This is a genomic window from Micromonospora sp. NBC_00617 (genome assembly GCF_045161355.1).
In the GTDB taxonomy this organism is placed as follows: Bacteria; Actinomycetota; Actinomycetes; order Mycobacteriales; family Micromonosporaceae; genus Micromonospora.
Genome location: NZ_CP107751.1, coordinates 3,928,106 through 3,942,750, shown reverse-complemented (window position 1 = coordinate 3,942,750; position 14,645 = coordinate 3,928,106). Strand labels below are relative to the sequence as shown.

Annotated in this window: 10 protein-coding genes; 5 read left to right on the top strand and 5 right to left on the bottom strand. The window is 67.2% G+C overall.

The features are described 5' to 3' along the window. Window positions 1-34: 34 nt before the first annotated feature. Window positions 35-448: a hypothetical protein gene (locus OG505_RS17955; protein ID WP_405425908.1), complete on the bottom strand. Its 414-nt coding sequence runs from the start codon at window positions 446-448 to the stop codon at window positions 35-37. 1,027 nt (window positions 449-1,475) lie between these two features. On the opposite strand from OG505_RS17955, the gene OG505_RS17950 reads away from it, so the two are divergent. Beyond that, the gene (locus tag OG505_RS17950) at window positions 1,476-2,456 is read left to right on the top strand and encodes an SdrD B-like domain-containing protein (protein WP_405425906.1); all 981 of its coding nucleotides are present in this window, start codon (window positions 1,476-1,478) and stop codon (window positions 2,454-2,456) included. A gap of 1,144 nt (window positions 2,457-3,600) precedes the next feature. Here the strand turns inward: OG505_RS17950 and OG505_RS17945 are convergent. The 4 genes from OG505_RS17945 to OG505_RS17930 form a co-directional block, all read right to left on the bottom strand. After that, the gene (locus OG505_RS17945; protein WP_405425905.1) at window positions 3,601-4,404 is read right to left on the bottom strand and encodes an inositol monophosphatase family protein; all 804 of its coding nucleotides are present in this window, start codon (window positions 4,402-4,404) and stop codon (window positions 3,601-3,603) included. Window positions 4,405-4,593: 189 nt separating this feature from the next. Beyond that, the gene (locus tag OG505_RS17940; RefSeq protein ID WP_405425903.1) at window positions 4,594-5,190 is read right to left on the bottom strand and encodes an SMI1/KNR4 family protein; all 597 of its coding nucleotides are present in this window, start codon (window positions 5,188-5,190) and stop codon (window positions 4,594-4,596) included. A gap of 454 nt (window positions 5,191-5,644) precedes the next feature. Next, on the bottom strand, window positions 5,645-6,307 hold the full coding sequence (locus OG505_RS17935) for a serine hydrolase domain-containing protein (RefSeq protein ID WP_405425902.1): 663 nt from the start codon (window positions 6,305-6,307) through the stop codon (window positions 5,645-5,647). Between the two features lie 12 nt (window positions 6,308-6,319). Then, on the bottom strand, window positions 6,320-6,502 hold the full coding sequence (locus OG505_RS17930) for a hypothetical protein (RefSeq protein WP_405425900.1): 183 nt from the start codon (window positions 6,500-6,502) through the stop codon (window positions 6,320-6,322). A 375-nt stretch (window positions 6,503-6,877) separates the two neighbouring features. Between OG505_RS17930 and OG505_RS17925 the strand changes: the two genes are divergently transcribed. The 4 genes from OG505_RS17925 to OG505_RS17910 all read left to right on the top strand — a co-directional run bounded on the left by OG505_RS17925 (window position 6,878) and on the right by OG505_RS17910 (window position 13,794). Continuing rightward, window positions 6,878-9,757 carry an immunoglobulin-like domain-containing protein gene (locus OG505_RS17925; protein WP_405425898.1) on the top strand — a complete coding sequence of 960 codons (2,880 nt, stop codon included), beginning with the start codon at window positions 6,878-6,880 and terminating at the stop codon, window positions 9,755-9,757. Between the two features lie 875 nt (window positions 9,758-10,632). After that, window positions 10,633-10,833, top strand: a complete 201-nt coding sequence (locus OG505_RS17920) for a DDE-type integrase/transposase/recombinase (RefSeq protein ID WP_405425896.1) — start codon at window positions 10,633-10,635, stop codon at window positions 10,831-10,833. 198 nt (window positions 10,834-11,031) lie between these two features. Then, window positions 11,032-11,568: an SUKH-4 family immunity protein gene (locus OG505_RS17915; RefSeq protein ID WP_405425895.1), complete on the top strand. Its 537-nt coding sequence runs from the start codon at window positions 11,032-11,034 to the stop codon at window positions 11,566-11,568. Between the two features lie 15 nt (window positions 11,569-11,583). Next, a complete protein-coding gene (locus OG505_RS17910; RefSeq protein WP_405425893.1) occupies window positions 11,584-13,794 on the top strand; it encodes a hypothetical protein in 2,211 nt (736 codons plus the stop codon). Window positions 13,795-14,645 lie beyond the last annotated feature (851 nt).

Genomic DNA, 14,645 nt, shown 5'->3' with positions numbered 1-14,645 from the left:
CGCGCTGTCCCTCTGCAGCCAGCTTGTCGCGCCGTCAGTTACCTGCTGCGGCCTGCCACAGACCAAGTGCCCGGCAACGGAGCGGCTGAGAGAGTGCCGGCGAGTCCTTCATATCGGCCAGCACGTCGACCAGGTCTCGGATCGGCCACCCGGACTCCAGCCAACCGAGCGCCAGCGCCGGCCAGTGTTCACCCCACGCGGTGAGCGCGAACCGCACGAGGGCGGGTAGCGGCGTGTCTGCCAGGGGCATGTGAGGCAACGCCGCGATGATGTCGGCCGGGGAGCGCTCCAGTAACGGCAACAGCCACACCAGCCGCTCACCGGCTGCATAGACCAACCCATCAGCCGAACCCTGAACCAGCCAGGTGCCGACACCGCCCTGGATGAGGAGCAGGCCGCAGTCGTTGATCGCCAGCACCGAACGGGGACTCTCCTCGGCAGCGTCCACGTCGTGCATCCTGTCATGCCGCTGACAAGGCGCGTCGATCGTGAGCGTGCTCCCCGATCGACCGATACGGCTGCGGGCGCCAACGCTGGCGCCAACCAGAGCACTGGGCCCGAGCTCACGATCGGTCGGCGGTCCGGTGCGGGCCCGGTTTGGGGGGAGCAGGTTGGGAGCAGCGGGGTGCCCTGAACGGCCTTGAACCGCGTCCAACGGCATCGAACGGCGCTCAACTGCACCCACCCCTGCCTGCGGCTCTAGGTTGCCGCAGGTCAGAGCGGGTGCGGCGTCCTGTTTCACACCGAAGAGGTCGCTGGTTCGATACCAGCATCGCCCACTCTCAGTTTGTGCAGGTCAGAAGCCCGTTACCGGACTATCCGGTAATGGGCTTCGCCGTATGTGCCGCTTACATTGGGAGCAGATTGGGAGCAGCGGGACGCAGCGCGGTTGTGCCGCGGTCGCCGCGATGATGGGGCAGGCAGGCGTGGCGCTGACTGTGCTCGGGCTGGTGGGTCAGATCGGCGGCTCTGGGTTACCCGCAGCGGGTCGTCTTGGGGCGGGTGGTGGCGCCGCGACGTTGCTGCTGGTTCCCTGGCGAGGCCGCCACGGTGTAGATGGCCCGCCCGAGTGGAACGCTCCGATGGTGGGCAGCGGTCGCCTTTGGAGGCGGAGAGCCGACAGCTACTTGCGCGTGTCCTTCCCAGTGTCCCGGGCTTCGCCGCTGCACCGCTTGTCGTGTCGTCGTCGCCGCCGACGCTCTGTGACTTTCGAGGCGGCCGAATTGTGGGGCGTCGTCGCTTGCTCGCCTGGAGTTGACGCGGTTAGGCCTGTCCGCTCTTGCGGCAGGTGGGGGAGTCGTCGTCTTTTCTGTCGACGGTTGGCCTGCGGATCGCGTGCTTTGAGCGTTCACTCGATCATCAAGCTATCCGTGATCGGATACCTTTCCGATCACGTTCTCGATCTTGGGACAGCGGGGTGACTCGCCCAGCCGCTAGCATCGCGCTGATTCCCGCCTCCCATTACGGAGACCTTCATGCGCAAACTTGCCGCCGCCGCCCTCGTGGGCGTGCTCGTGGCCGTCCTTCCGGCAACGGCCGCCCTGGCCGCCGACTCCAAGCCGGATATCGCGGTGACCTCCGCCGCCGACAAGGCCAACTACGCCGAGGGCGAGACCTTCACCATCACGGTCACGGTGACGAACAAGAGCTCCGTCGACGCCAAGCACGTGCACTACACCGGCGGCGACAGCGAGGGCGTCGACGGTGTTGCCTACGGTGAGTTGTCGACCGGCTTCGACCTCGCCGCCGGCGCCACCAAGACCGTTCAGATCACCGGCAAGACCAACCACGTGGCGTGGCAGTCCGGCTACGGATTCGTTGCCTTCGCGCTTGCCGCCGACAACGGCGAGGCCAACGACGCCGACAACATCACCAGCGTGCGGCTGCTGGTGGCGGGCGCCTTCGGCGATCTCGGCGGCTACGTCTTCCAGGGTGAGTCCGATGATGCCGAGTGGACGCCCCGGACGCCTGGCGTTCCGGGTGTCAAGGTCGTCGCCACCAGTGCCGACGGCAAGACGAAGTACGCCGAGGCCGTCACGGACGCCAAGGGCCTGTTCCGTTTCGCCCACCTCCCAGCCGGCGACGTCCTGCTGACCTTCACCGCCCCGGCGGGCTGGAAAATCCTGGCCGGCGAGAACGGCGAGGAGGACCACACTCTGGCGCAGGTCAGGGGCGACGACAGCGACGAGCCGCGCGTCTTCGTGCCGGCGAAGAAGGTCGCCGCGAGCTCGCCGACCGTCTCGCCGTCGGCAACGGCAACGGCAACGGCAACGGCATCGCCGTCGGCATCGGCATCGGCATCGGCGGCGCCGTCGGCGTCGTCGAGCGCCGGCCCGGGCCTGCCGGTCACCGGCGACAACACCATGCTGTTCGTCGGCGCGGCTGCGGTCGCCGTCGCGGTCGGCATCGCGCTGGTGCTCGTCGCACGGCGCCGCCGCGTACACCTGCAGGCCTGATCGGCCGAGATCGCTCCATCGGCCGATCACCGCAGGCTGTAGCGTCCCCCGCTAGGCCGAGCAAGGCGAAGGGCGCCGAGGCCCCAGCACCCCGCTGGAGCCTCGGCGCCGCGACTCCGGCCGCGACAACGCCCTCAACGCGCGCTCCGTCGGGTGTTCACCTTCATGGTCCTCGTCGGCCACTCGAACATCCTCGGCTTCGGGATCGTCCTGTGGGGTCTGCGGCGTTGAATGGTGCCCTCGTCGGGGAGGCTCCCATGGTGAAGTTTTCGGCCCGACGGCGTCCGCCTTTCCATCGCGGCGAGTCAATTCCACCGACGAGATCAGGCTTACGCTCATGCCGCTGACAAGGCGCGGCGGTCGTGGGCGTGCTTCCCGATCGACCGATGGGGCCGCGAGAGCCAGCGCTGGCGCCAACCAACGCACCGCGCCGGACGCTCACGATCGGTCGGCGGTCCGATGCGAGCCCGGTTTGGGGGGAGCCGGTTGGGAGCAACGGGGTGCCCTGAACGGCCTTGAACCGCGTCCAACGGCATCGACCGCCGCCCAACTGCACCCAGCCCTGCGGGCGGCTCCACGTTGTCGCAGGTCAGAGTCGGTGCGGCGTCCTGGTTCTCGCGGAGTGCTCCCCGGTTTTGGGCAGCAGTCGACGGCGCTCTATGCCGCCTGGTAGGGGAGTGTGCGCAGGTCAAGGCGGTAAGGAGCCGTTGGCCGGGCCTGGTCTTGCAAGTGGGAGCAGATTGGGTGCAGGTTGGCGAAGGGGTCACCGCGCCCGAAGTGTTCACCGACGCCGGATAGGGACGAGAGCTTTGACCTGCGGTGACGCGGTCTAGCGGTGCGGTGTGACCTTCCAGTAGAGGTCGAAGTGGTCAGGCGTTGTTGTTCCCGGGATGGCTGGCGTCGGCCGGCGTCCCGGTTCGCCTAAGGCCGCGTCCGTGGGCGTACTGCAGATCGATGTGGAGCGTTGCGGGTGAGCATGCTGGAGTCCGCCGCTGTTCCGTCATTCGAGACACCGATCCCACGTGCAGTGCTCTGACCTGGCCCTTCAGGCTGGAGACCTCTTCGGCGAATCCGAAGGCGTCAGCACTGGTGGTCCTGGTCGTGGTCGGGTGGCATCCGCACATGCCGAGAAGCGGATACCGGATCAATCCGTTCGTGGGCGCTGGTTCGCGACGAGGGTCAGTAGGGCGGCATGCGTCTGCTCGTCTGCAGCCACAACCAGACCGCCCAGACCGGTGTGAATCGGCTGGCCGTCGATCCCGGTGACTACACAACCGGCTGCCTGGCAGAGGGCGATTCCCGCCGCGAAATGAACGCTGTTGGACAGGTGACCATCGGTGACGTAGGCGGCGCGGCGGCCAGCGGCGACCCAAGCCACGGCCAGGGTGGTGGAGACGACGCGAGGGCGGAACTGCTCGATGAATCCTTCGTCAGCGAGCATCCGGGCGGCCGAGAAGACTCCCTTGTTGGGAAACGGTGGGTCGAGATTGGCGTCGACCAGTCTCGACTCGGCCGACGGGGCAAGTCGCTGGTCCGAACCACCGCGACGCACGTACGCAGCGGCACCGTCAGTCCAGAACACCTCGTTCGTGAACGGGTCCGCGGAGGCGGCCACCGTGACCTGCCCACCGGCTCGCAGCGCCACATTCACCGAGGCCAGCATATTACGTACGGCATAATTCAACGTTCCGCACAACGGGTCGACCAGCCACATGCGATCGTTCTCGCCGTTGCCCGTGCGCCCGCTCTCCTCACCCAGCACGAGATCGTCCGGGCGCGCCGTACGTACCACATCGATGATGGCCTTCTCAGCCTCGATGTCGGCCGCGGTGGCGAAGTCACCTGCGGACTTCTGGAAGCGTGTCAGCGATGATCCGTAGTGCGAGCGGACGACCGCAGCCCCGGCTTCCGCCGCTTCGATGACCAAGTCTTGGTCGGTGATCGACATGCAGGGACCATAGATGTCCACCGCACCTCGAACGCGCGTGGGTCTCGACGGCCAGCGAGCCTCGATCAAGTATCCGGATCTGCCGCCGATCGCGCGCTACGTGGCGTCATCACGATCGCGCGAAACCGGCGCCGGTCATGCCGGTGACTCGTCGTCATGCTCACTGGGCAGTGTCGTCGTGCGGGAGCTTCAGCCCTCTTCTTCGTATTCGCTCGCGGGCCGAAGGGCCTGCACAAAGGACACGAAGCTCGGTGCCAGCACCGTGATCCGGTAATCCCACTCTTGGTCGACGTGGACTACTCGCGGTTCACCGTCGGGGCCGCTGTCCCGGTAGTCGAAGGCGATTATGTCGTGTCCAGCGGATGGGCAGGTAGCAACGTACACGCCGATCGGCGGGTAGCCCCATTCCTCGATCCAGAATCGGCTGCCAGCCTCGCCTGCCACCGAGTATCGCTTCTCCCGTCCGATCCCCATGACCCCGTCCACGGCGACATGAGTGTCGGCCCACGTGGTCCGGCTCGGCGCCGGACAACACGTGTGGTGCGGCATCCCGCCGTTATGCGACCACATCAACGTCACGTACAACACCGGCAGCCAGTAGCCCAGCTCAGCCTCGACCGAATCGATCAACGCGGGCGACGGAGGCACGTCGACGTAGGCGCCGAGCGCGTACTCGTTGTCGTCCCAGAAGGTGTCCAGGTCAAGATCCGGAAAGATCCGCTGGACAGGCACCTCGAAGATGACGCTCCCTACAGTCAGTTCGACACCGTACTCTGCCGCAGTCATCGCGCCGATCGTGGAGGTGACACCGCCTATGAGGCGGTTAGTGCGTCCAAGCCCTGGTAGGGGAGTTCGTATACCTCGCCGGTTGCTTTTGCTCCTCGTTCCGGTGGGCCTTGCCGTCAGCCATAGCCGCAGCTGCGGGAGGGCGGCTCCTCCGATGGCCATACCTCAGGCCAGCGTCCGCGATCTGGCGAGGAGCTGAGACGCCGATCCCACTCGCGGTGCCGTGACCAGCGCATCCTCTGTGGTGACCCGTTCGGCGAACCGGAAGAGCTCGCCGAGCAGCAATGATCGTGCCTGACGGAGTTGCCGCGGTTATGCGTACTCGGCGCTGGACGCCTCAGGGCCTGAATCGACGGGTGACGAGAGCTTGGTGTCGGTCGTTGGTTGGTCGTGGACATCTCGAACGGCCTCGCGGGGTAGGATCGCCGTTCGCTCCCTTCCGGTGCTGAGATCTTTATAACCGAGGCGCGCAGATGCCGTCGGCGTCGGCGTCGGCGTCGGCGTCGTCGATGTTACCGTCGAAGTTAGGCGTCACCGCGACCGTCACCTGGCGGCGCCGGTCGTGGGTGGAGAAAGAATAGGCCTGGTAGGCCAGGACGTCGCCGTCGTTGCCGTATACACGGACCCCGCACGGTGTGTCCCGCAACGCCAGCCCGAGACCATGCGTACGGCTCTCGACACCCGGCATCTTCATCTCGTCGAGCAGGTGCCCGGGTAGCAGGCGCCCATTGAGCAGTGCGGCGAAGAAACGGTTGAGGTCCTTCGTGGTGGAGATCATTTCGCCGGCGGCGCCGAATACCGACGGATTCGACTGGGTGTAGTCGACGAGCTGCCACCCGCCGTTCCGCTGACCGATGGGCACGTATCCGTGGGGATGGGGTCCGCGAATCCGCGTCGCGGCTCCCGGCAGCGACGTGTCGTCCAACTGCAATGGCCGGATCACCCGGTGCTCGATCTGCTCGGCGTAGGACGTGCCCGTCGACTTCTCGATGATCTGGCCCAGGAGGGTGTAGCCGGTGTTCGAGTACGAGAAACCCGAATCGGGTCCCGGAACCGGCCGCCGACCGGGACCGCCCCGTTTCTGCCGTCTTCGGCGACGCCGCTGGCGCCCTGCCACAGGCCGTGCTCGTTACGCACCCTGCGCCAGCGCACCGATCGCGCCGGCGGCTACGAGCTCGTCGAGCCCACTCTGCAGCCCGGCGTGATTCGCCTCCTGCGGAGCGGCAGCAGCGACTGCCGGCGTCGCCATGACAGCCATCGCTGTCGTCGCAGTCACCAGCGTGCGAAGCATGTTCTTCAGCCCGACCCCCATGATCAGTTCCTCACGATCCAAGCCTGGTGGACCGGGAGTGGCATTCCTATCGGGGGCCACCCTGGCTCTGCCCCGAAGGCCGGTACGGGGGCGCCCCTTCAGGGTCCAACCGTTCGAAGTAGCCGGCCGGCCCACCGATCCGGGTGGCTTCCTGGTCAGCGCCGCTCTGGCAGCAGACGACCTACGCCTCGGGCCGGGACGGATCGCGTTGACTCGACCACAGGCCGTAGTTAGCGTTAACACCCTTAGTCCACGTCGGAGCGCGCCACCACCACGCCGGCCAAGGAGGACCAATTGCGACTGCGGCAGCCAAGGTCACGTCCCGGATTGAGTCGGAAGGGCAGAGGTGTCGTGGCCCTGACACTGGGTGCACTCATGTCGGTTCCGATCGGCGCGACACCCTCGCACGCTGCCGAGCAGCGGCTCGATGTGGGTCTGGTGCACCACTTCGCGCTTGACGAAACCAGTGGAACGACGTTGGTCAACTCGGGTAGCGCGGGCTCGGCGGCGAACGCCACGCTGGTGCATCCCGGGAAGGCGAGCCTGACCGGGGACGGAGTCAGGTTCAACCCCGACTCCTACCAGAGCGCCCTCGACGGCGCGTACGTGGCGCTGCCGAGCGACATCACCGCCGGCATGTCCAACCTCACCGTTGACTACGACGTGTGGATCGACCCGGCGAACGTCGGCGAGCACCAGATGTGGAGCTTCGGCCGCAAGTCCGGCTCGTGCGACGCCGACACGGGCGCCGAGGGCTCGATCTTCGCGTCGAACACCCAACGGTTCCGCGTCGCGGTGGGTCCGGCGAACCTGCAACAGAACCGGGTCCGCATGCTTGAGGGAGCGTGGACGCATGTCACCTACACCCAGTCGCTGAACCCGGACGGAACGAGCTGGACCGGCCGGCTCTACCTCGACGGCGTGCAGCACGCGACGTCGACGAACCTGACCACGCCACCGTCGGTGAGCTCTGCCGGAACCAACTGCAACTTCCTCGGTCGCTCGCAGACGTCGGGTCACTACTCGTTCCGCGGGACGATCCGGGACTTCCGGGTCTACGACCGGGCACTGGGTCTCGACGAGACACTCACCCTGGCGGGAAGGACCGTCTCCGAGGGCGTCCGCGCCGACGCCGCCGCCATCGACCTCGGCCTGACCAGTGCGGTCGTACACGACATCGTTCTGCCCAAGGTGGGCTCCGTGGCGGGTTCGGCCATCACCTGGACGAGTTCGGACCCCTCGGTCGTCGAGGTCTACACCCCGCCCGCTGTCCCCAGCGCCCGCAAGGTCGCGATGACCGGCACGATCAAGCGGCCCGCGCAGGGGCAACCCGACGCGACAGCCACGCTCACCGCGACTGTCCGCAAGGGCGCCCAGGAGGTCACCACACGGGAGATCCCCGTCGTGGTGAAAGCCGAGTTCGACGACGCGCAGGCGGTCGACCGCGACGCCTTCGACCTGACCCTGCCGGGCACCGATGACGTACGCGGGAACCTGGACCTCGGCGCCAAGGGCGAGTTCGGCTCGACGATCACCTGGAGGTCGACCACCAAACTCGTCACGCCGACGGGCGAGGTGACCCGCCCGGCCTTCGGCCACGAGGACGTCGCCGGCACCCTGACGGCGACCATCACCAAGGGTACGGCCTCGCGGACGAAGTCGTTCCCGGTGGCCATCACCGCCATGCCCCGTTCCGAGGAGTACGAGCGGTACTTCATGGGCTACTTCAAGGGCGAGGGAATCGCCGACGGCGAGCAGATCATGTTCGCCACGTCCAACGGGAACACCGCTCTGGACTGGACCGGGTTGACCGGCGGCGGGCCGTCACTCATCTCCCAGTTGGGCGACCAGGGCCTTCGTGACCCGCACATCGTCCGATCACCCGACGGCGACACGTTCTACATGATCGCCACCGACCTCAACTGGTACGACCAGGGTGGATACGCCATCAACGACACCCAGTACATCGAGGTGTTCGAGTCGCACGATCTGGTGAACTGGACCCCTCAGCGGCACGTGAAGGTCGCGCCCGACAACGCGGGCAACGCCTTTGCCCCGGAGTCGCTGTGGGTCGAGGAGATCGGCGCCTACGTCGTGTTCTGGGCCCAGTCGCTGTGGAGCGACCCGGTGAACCGCACCGGCCAGGGCAACGCGCAGATGTGGTACGCCACGACGCGGGACTTCAAGACGTTCTCCGCTCCCCAGGTCTGGCAGGACCCCGCTCCGCTGTCGCGGATCGACACCACCGCGATCCGGGTCGGCGACCACTACTACCGGGTGACCAAGAACGAGGCTGGCAACCAGGGCTCGGACATCTTCTCGGAGAAGCACACCGACTTCCTGGACAGCAACCTCGACAACTGGACGTTGGTCGCGCCGGCGCTGGGGAGGACGACGTGGGTCGCCAACCAGGGGTACGAGGGACCGGTCATCTTCAAGGCGAACCCCGGTGACACCTCCTGCCCCGGCCAGTTCTACCTCTGGGGTGACCGGTACACGAACGGCGGCGGATACCAGGCCGCATGCCACGAGAACATCGAGGCCCCGACGTGGAACGCCAAGGCGATCACGATGACCAACGCGGGTGTCGTCCGTCCGCGTCACGGCACCGTGATCCCACTGACCGTCCGCGAGTGGAACGACATCCGCGGGATCCCGAACAGCGACGTCACGACCACCACCGAGGTGGCTGTCGCGCCGTACGCGAGTAAGGCCCAGACGACCACGGCCACCGCGACGGTCACGGCGGCCGACGGGTTCGAGGCCGGCGGTCAGGTGCGGTTCAGCATCGGCTCCTGGTCGACGCTCGCCCACCTCGACGACGGCGCGGCCACTGTCACGCTGCCTGCGGGTCTGCCGGCGGGCGCCCGGGCACTCAAGGCCGAGTACCTCGGCTTCGGCTACCTGAAGGCGTCGGAGGGTAGGGCGTCGTTCGAGGTGCCCTCCGGCCCGGCCGCCGTCAAGGTCAAGGCGAAAGCCACGCCAGCGTCGGTTGTCCGCGGGGAAACGTTCAGGTTGACCGTGACCGTCGAGCCGGCGGGCGGACCGAAGCATCACGCTCCGACCCCGACCGGCGAGGTCACCGTCACCTTCGGCGGCACCGTGCAGGTCGTACCACTGATGGATGGCAAGGCGGTCGTCGAACTGCGGACCGCCGACCTGCGTCCCGGGACCTACCAGGTCCACGCCGCCTACTCCGGTAACCCGACCTACCGGGCCTACGCCGCCAACTACCAGAAGTTGCGGGTGCGCTAGCCGGCACCGGACGAATTGCCCGCAGCCCCGGCCGAACCGATGCCCGACGATGGTGGCAACGCCGGCGGCGTGCGCGAGCCGGCATAGATCCGTCCGCGGTCGAGCGCGACACCAGTCCGACCGCGGATGCTGGCGCTGACGGCGCTCAAAACGTCGGGGCGCCGCCCACCGGATCCACATACGCCGCCGGCTACCGCGAGCCCGGTTGGGGGAGCAGGTTGGGAGCAACGGGCTGCCCTGAACGGCCTTGAACTGCGCCCAACGGCATCGAACGTTCCTCAACTGCACCCACCCCTGCCTGCGGTTCCGCGTTTGCGCAGGTCAGAGTCGCTGCGGCGTCCTGGTTCACCGCGGAGTGCTCCCCGAATCTTGAAGTAGCCGATAGGTCTCGATCTTACCTGGTGGGGGAGTGTGCGCAGGTCACGGCGGTAAGGGGCTGCTGAGTGGTGGGCCTTGCAGGTGGGTGCAGATTGGCGAAGTGGTCAGCGTGCCCGAAGTAGTCACCGGCACGACGCAGAGCTTAAGGGCCAAGGCCTGCGGCGATACAAGCGAGCGGTCCGCCGTGACCTCCCAGAGAGAACCGAAGAGGTCAGGCTTCGCTGGCCCCCGCTTGGCTCGCGGTGGTTGTCGTCGCGATCTTGCTTGCGCGGGCGTCCGCCGGTTCCGCGGCATCGATGTATGGCTTTGGCTGTGCCTGTGGCAGCGGTAGCGCGGATCCTGAGGAGTGGAATTCCCATCCCACGGGGACCTCTCTGAGCAGGGCCTCCTGCTCGGTGACCTCTTCGGCGCATCCGAATAGTTCACGCCGCCCGCTTCTGCCGGTCTTCACCAAGCGACAGATGGCCCGGCGGTGAGACGTACGTCAAGGCCAACGGGTGTGGCGATACGTGTACCGGGCGGCCGGCCAGGACGGGCAGCTCATCGACATGTTCATATCGGGCCGCCGGGACGCCGGCGAGGCCCGGCGTTTCTTCCGATGGGCGCTGTCGACTGGGACGGAGATGGGTCAACACGTCAGCCGATCCTTCAACGCAACGGCGCAGCTGGACATCCTCCTAAGACCCCTCGAGCCCTGATCTCGGATGTCCACCAAAGCGGGTCAGGGCCAGTGCCCACGGTCGGGACGTGAGTCGATGGGGAGTCGGATACCTGCTATTCCCCATTTCCGATCGGGTTTGCCACCCCACAGCTTCGACCGCACGTGTGAGCATTGAGGGGAATCAACGCGGGCGCGCGGACCGCACCTGATCCGCCCCCACGACAGGAGAAGATCAATGGCGGCATCCGACGTTCCATCCTGGGACGACCTCGTCGAACAGATTCGCCGGGTCTGGGACGGCCGGCTCGCGCCGATCCGACCTGAACTCGTCCATCCCCGCGTCTCCGACCGGACCGGGCGGTTCCTGACCGCCGTCGGACTGCCCACCGTGGACGTGAGGGACATCGGGTTCGTCCACGACGAACGGCTCCTGAGCATCTTCTCCCGCGCCGGACGCGATTACCTCATCGTCACGGCCGAGCCCGACTACCGCTACGGCGTGGATCTCGAGTCCGACGGGGTGATCTGCCTCTACGACAGATACCCGGCCGACGACACACTGGCCAACTCGAGCATCGCCGCCTTCGTCCTGACCCTCGGCCTCTTCCACACTCATCTCTTCGAGGGCAACGCGGGCACCCAGGCGTCGGTCGCCGACGCCGTGGACACGATCTGGGACCAACTCGACAGGTGGGATCCCGCCGCCGTGAACGACCACGCCGGTCACTGGAGCACTCTGCTCGACGAATACGCAATGGAATACGACGACTAGGCCTCGGGGGTCCTGATGTCCGCACCCGTCTTCCTGCGCCGCAGTCTCGCCGCCGTGCTGGCCGTCCTCGTCGGCCTGGTGGGACCGGGAATAATCATCGTTCCCGAGGCGCTCGCGGCGCCGTCGAAACCCAACTACCCGGTCGATATCCTCGTCCCCGGCGAGCGGTTGCACCTGCCGCTGCTGATGTCCCGCTACCGGCACACCGTGCTGACCGACGACGACCACCGGCCGGACACCTGGATGGGTTACGGCCGCAACGTCGCCGACGGGCACTGGGCGACCACCGCCGGCGGCCGCACGATCGACTGGTACTTGACCGTGCCCAGCGTAAACAGCCACGACAACAGCAGCCCCATCGCGCTGATCGACATCTACCAGTTCGACGAGAGCACCCGACTGTGGCGGCTGGTGGACGTCAACGGCAACCAACTGCGGGACGCCAAGGGCAACGCCGTCGCCTGGAACAGGTCCTCCGTGCCCAGTTTCGCCTGGGACCTCAGCAAGGAGGCGGATCTCGCGGCCGACCTGAGGAACAACAAGCTTCACTCCGAGCCGCTGATCAAGCTGTTCCTGACCCGGCACATGGCTGCCGCACTCGGCCGGGACGACCTGCCCCAACTCGTGGACGAGGTCGGGTCGGAGCGGATGTTCTGCTCCGGCCCTGCCCGCTGCGTGCGCAAGCTTAAGGACGAATACTTCCCCAACCTGCGACGCGGCAAGGTCCTCACCGATCTGCCCAGCAAGTCGATGCTTGGCCGGATCGCCCGCCACAAGGGGTCCACCGACGCCGCCCGCACCGCCGCGCGGGAGAAGCTGAAGAAAGGCGAGTACTCCGACGCGGTCATCCAGAAGAGCGTGGCCGACTGGTCGACCAAGGGCAGGCCGGTCGGGGCAGACGCGACGCTGCTGCTCGGCGGCAAGGAGTTCGGCGCCGGCACCGGCAACACCGCCCCAACCGGCCCGGCCGCGCTAGGGGCTGAGCCGACCGGCGCCGACCCCGGCGGGATCGACTTCACCACGCTCCAGCTCCGGTACCTGTCCGAGGACGAGCGCGGCAACCTCCGGTACGCATACCGGGCCACGCCCGCCACGCGTCCCGGCCAGAAGGTGAGCGACGGGCAACGGGCCACCGCCCAAGCCACCGATGCGTTCTATGTATGGCTGAACCTGCCAACCTCGACGTTTTGGGTCAACCTCAACCCCAATGAGCCCGACCGGATCATCGACCGCAGGCTGGCCACCACCGACGTCGGGCGGATCCTGTTGGAGGCGGACCTCGACATGAAGCGGCTCGCGGCCCGGCTGACCAACCCCGACACCGCACTCGGACTGCAATTCTGGGGCAAGCCCGATCCCAAGCGGCTCCGAGAGTGCGCGGTCACCCGGCAGTGGATCGTGCCTAAGCCGGCCTCGGTCTACGAGGACAACGGCGGCCTCTACATCGTGGACGCCCCGTTGGAGGTCAGGTCCGAGGCGCAGGTGTCCAACGGCAAGGTCGGCGACCCGGCCTGTCCAGTGCCCAGCGCGCGTATGGACAAGGTCTACCGGAAGCTGATCCTGCCGAAGGTCGAAGCCGCCGTGAACACCTCACCGCAGTTCGCCGACCTGCGGAAGGTCTACCTCGCCCGGGTCGCCGCGGAGTGGTATCGCCAGCGGCGTACTGGCGCCCTGGCGCCGATGATCGACAGCGGGGACGTCAGCCGGTGGCCGGCGACGCGGCCATGGACGCCGCGCCAGACCTTCGACGCGTACGTCAAATCGTACCGGAAGGGCGAGTACAAGGTCACCAAGAACGTCGTCTCCGGCCGCTACCGCTACACGTTCACCTACGTAGACGGCGGTGTGGACTTCGCAGACGTGCCGTTCGCCAAGCTGCCGCAGCCGGCGTTCCAACAGCGGTACGCCGACGTGTCGACGGCGGTCGGCCAGTCGTTCCGCACAGCGGCGCCCGACCAGCACGGCGACGTGTGGCTCGGCGCGACCACCCAGGTGAGCCCGCGCGCGCTCGACTTCGACGCAGGCGACGACGGCCTACCCAACGACGCCCCGCCGCCAACGGCGGAGCGCGATCCGCTCGGCCCAATCGGTCTCGTCGTGGGCGGGATCGCGCTCATCCTCGGTGCCCTATTCGTGGCGGCGGCACTGGTGGTCGTCGTCATCGTCGTGGCCAGGCGCCGAGGGAGGTCGGGCCCCAGCCGTTTCTCGTCCAGCGGGACCGCCTGATCCGACGTCGGCCCCCTGCGGTCGACGCAACCGCAGGGCGATCCGTGAGCCGACAAACGCCGTCCAAGAGCGGGGTGGGAGCTGCTGGATGCGGTGACGCGGAGGCAGCGAACGCATCGCTGCTGCTGGTCTGACACCGCACGTTTGGCAACCGCACCGGTGCCAGCCTCGGCGGCAGCAGACCGTATCCGCCGGTCAGCCGACGGCGGTGTCGTACCAAGACTGGGGGAGCGGGATGGGAGCAGACGGGTGCACTGAACGGCGTTGAACAGCGTGCAACGGCCCCGAACGGCATCCAACTGCACCCACCCAGACCTGCAAGTTCTCGTTTCCGCAGGTCAGAGTCGGTGCGGCGTCCTGTTTCCCGCGGAGTGCTCCGCGGTTCTGCGCAGCAGTTGACGGCACTCTATGTCGCCTGGTAAAGGAGTGTGTGCAGGTCAAGGCGGTAAGGAGCCGCTGGTAGGCCTGGACTTGCGGATGGGAGCAGACTGGGTGCAGGTTGGCGAAGCGGTCACCGCCCCCGAAGTGCTCACCGACGCCGGACAGAGACGAGGGCTTTGACCTGTGGTGATGCGGTCAATTGGTGCGCCGTGACCCCCAGTGAGTGGCGAAGTGGTCAGGTGGCACTGCTCCCAGGACGGCTGGTGCCGGCCGGCGTCTCGGGTCGCCTAAAGCCGTTGCTGCAGGTGCGCCGTGGATCGATGTAGAGCGTTGTGGGTGAGCTCGGTGGAGTCCGCTGCGGTTCCGTCATTCGAGACACCGATCCCACGGGCAACGCCCTGACCAGGCACTTCAAGCTGGTGAACTCTTCGGCGAATCCGAAGGCGTCAGCACTGGTGGTCCTGGTCGTG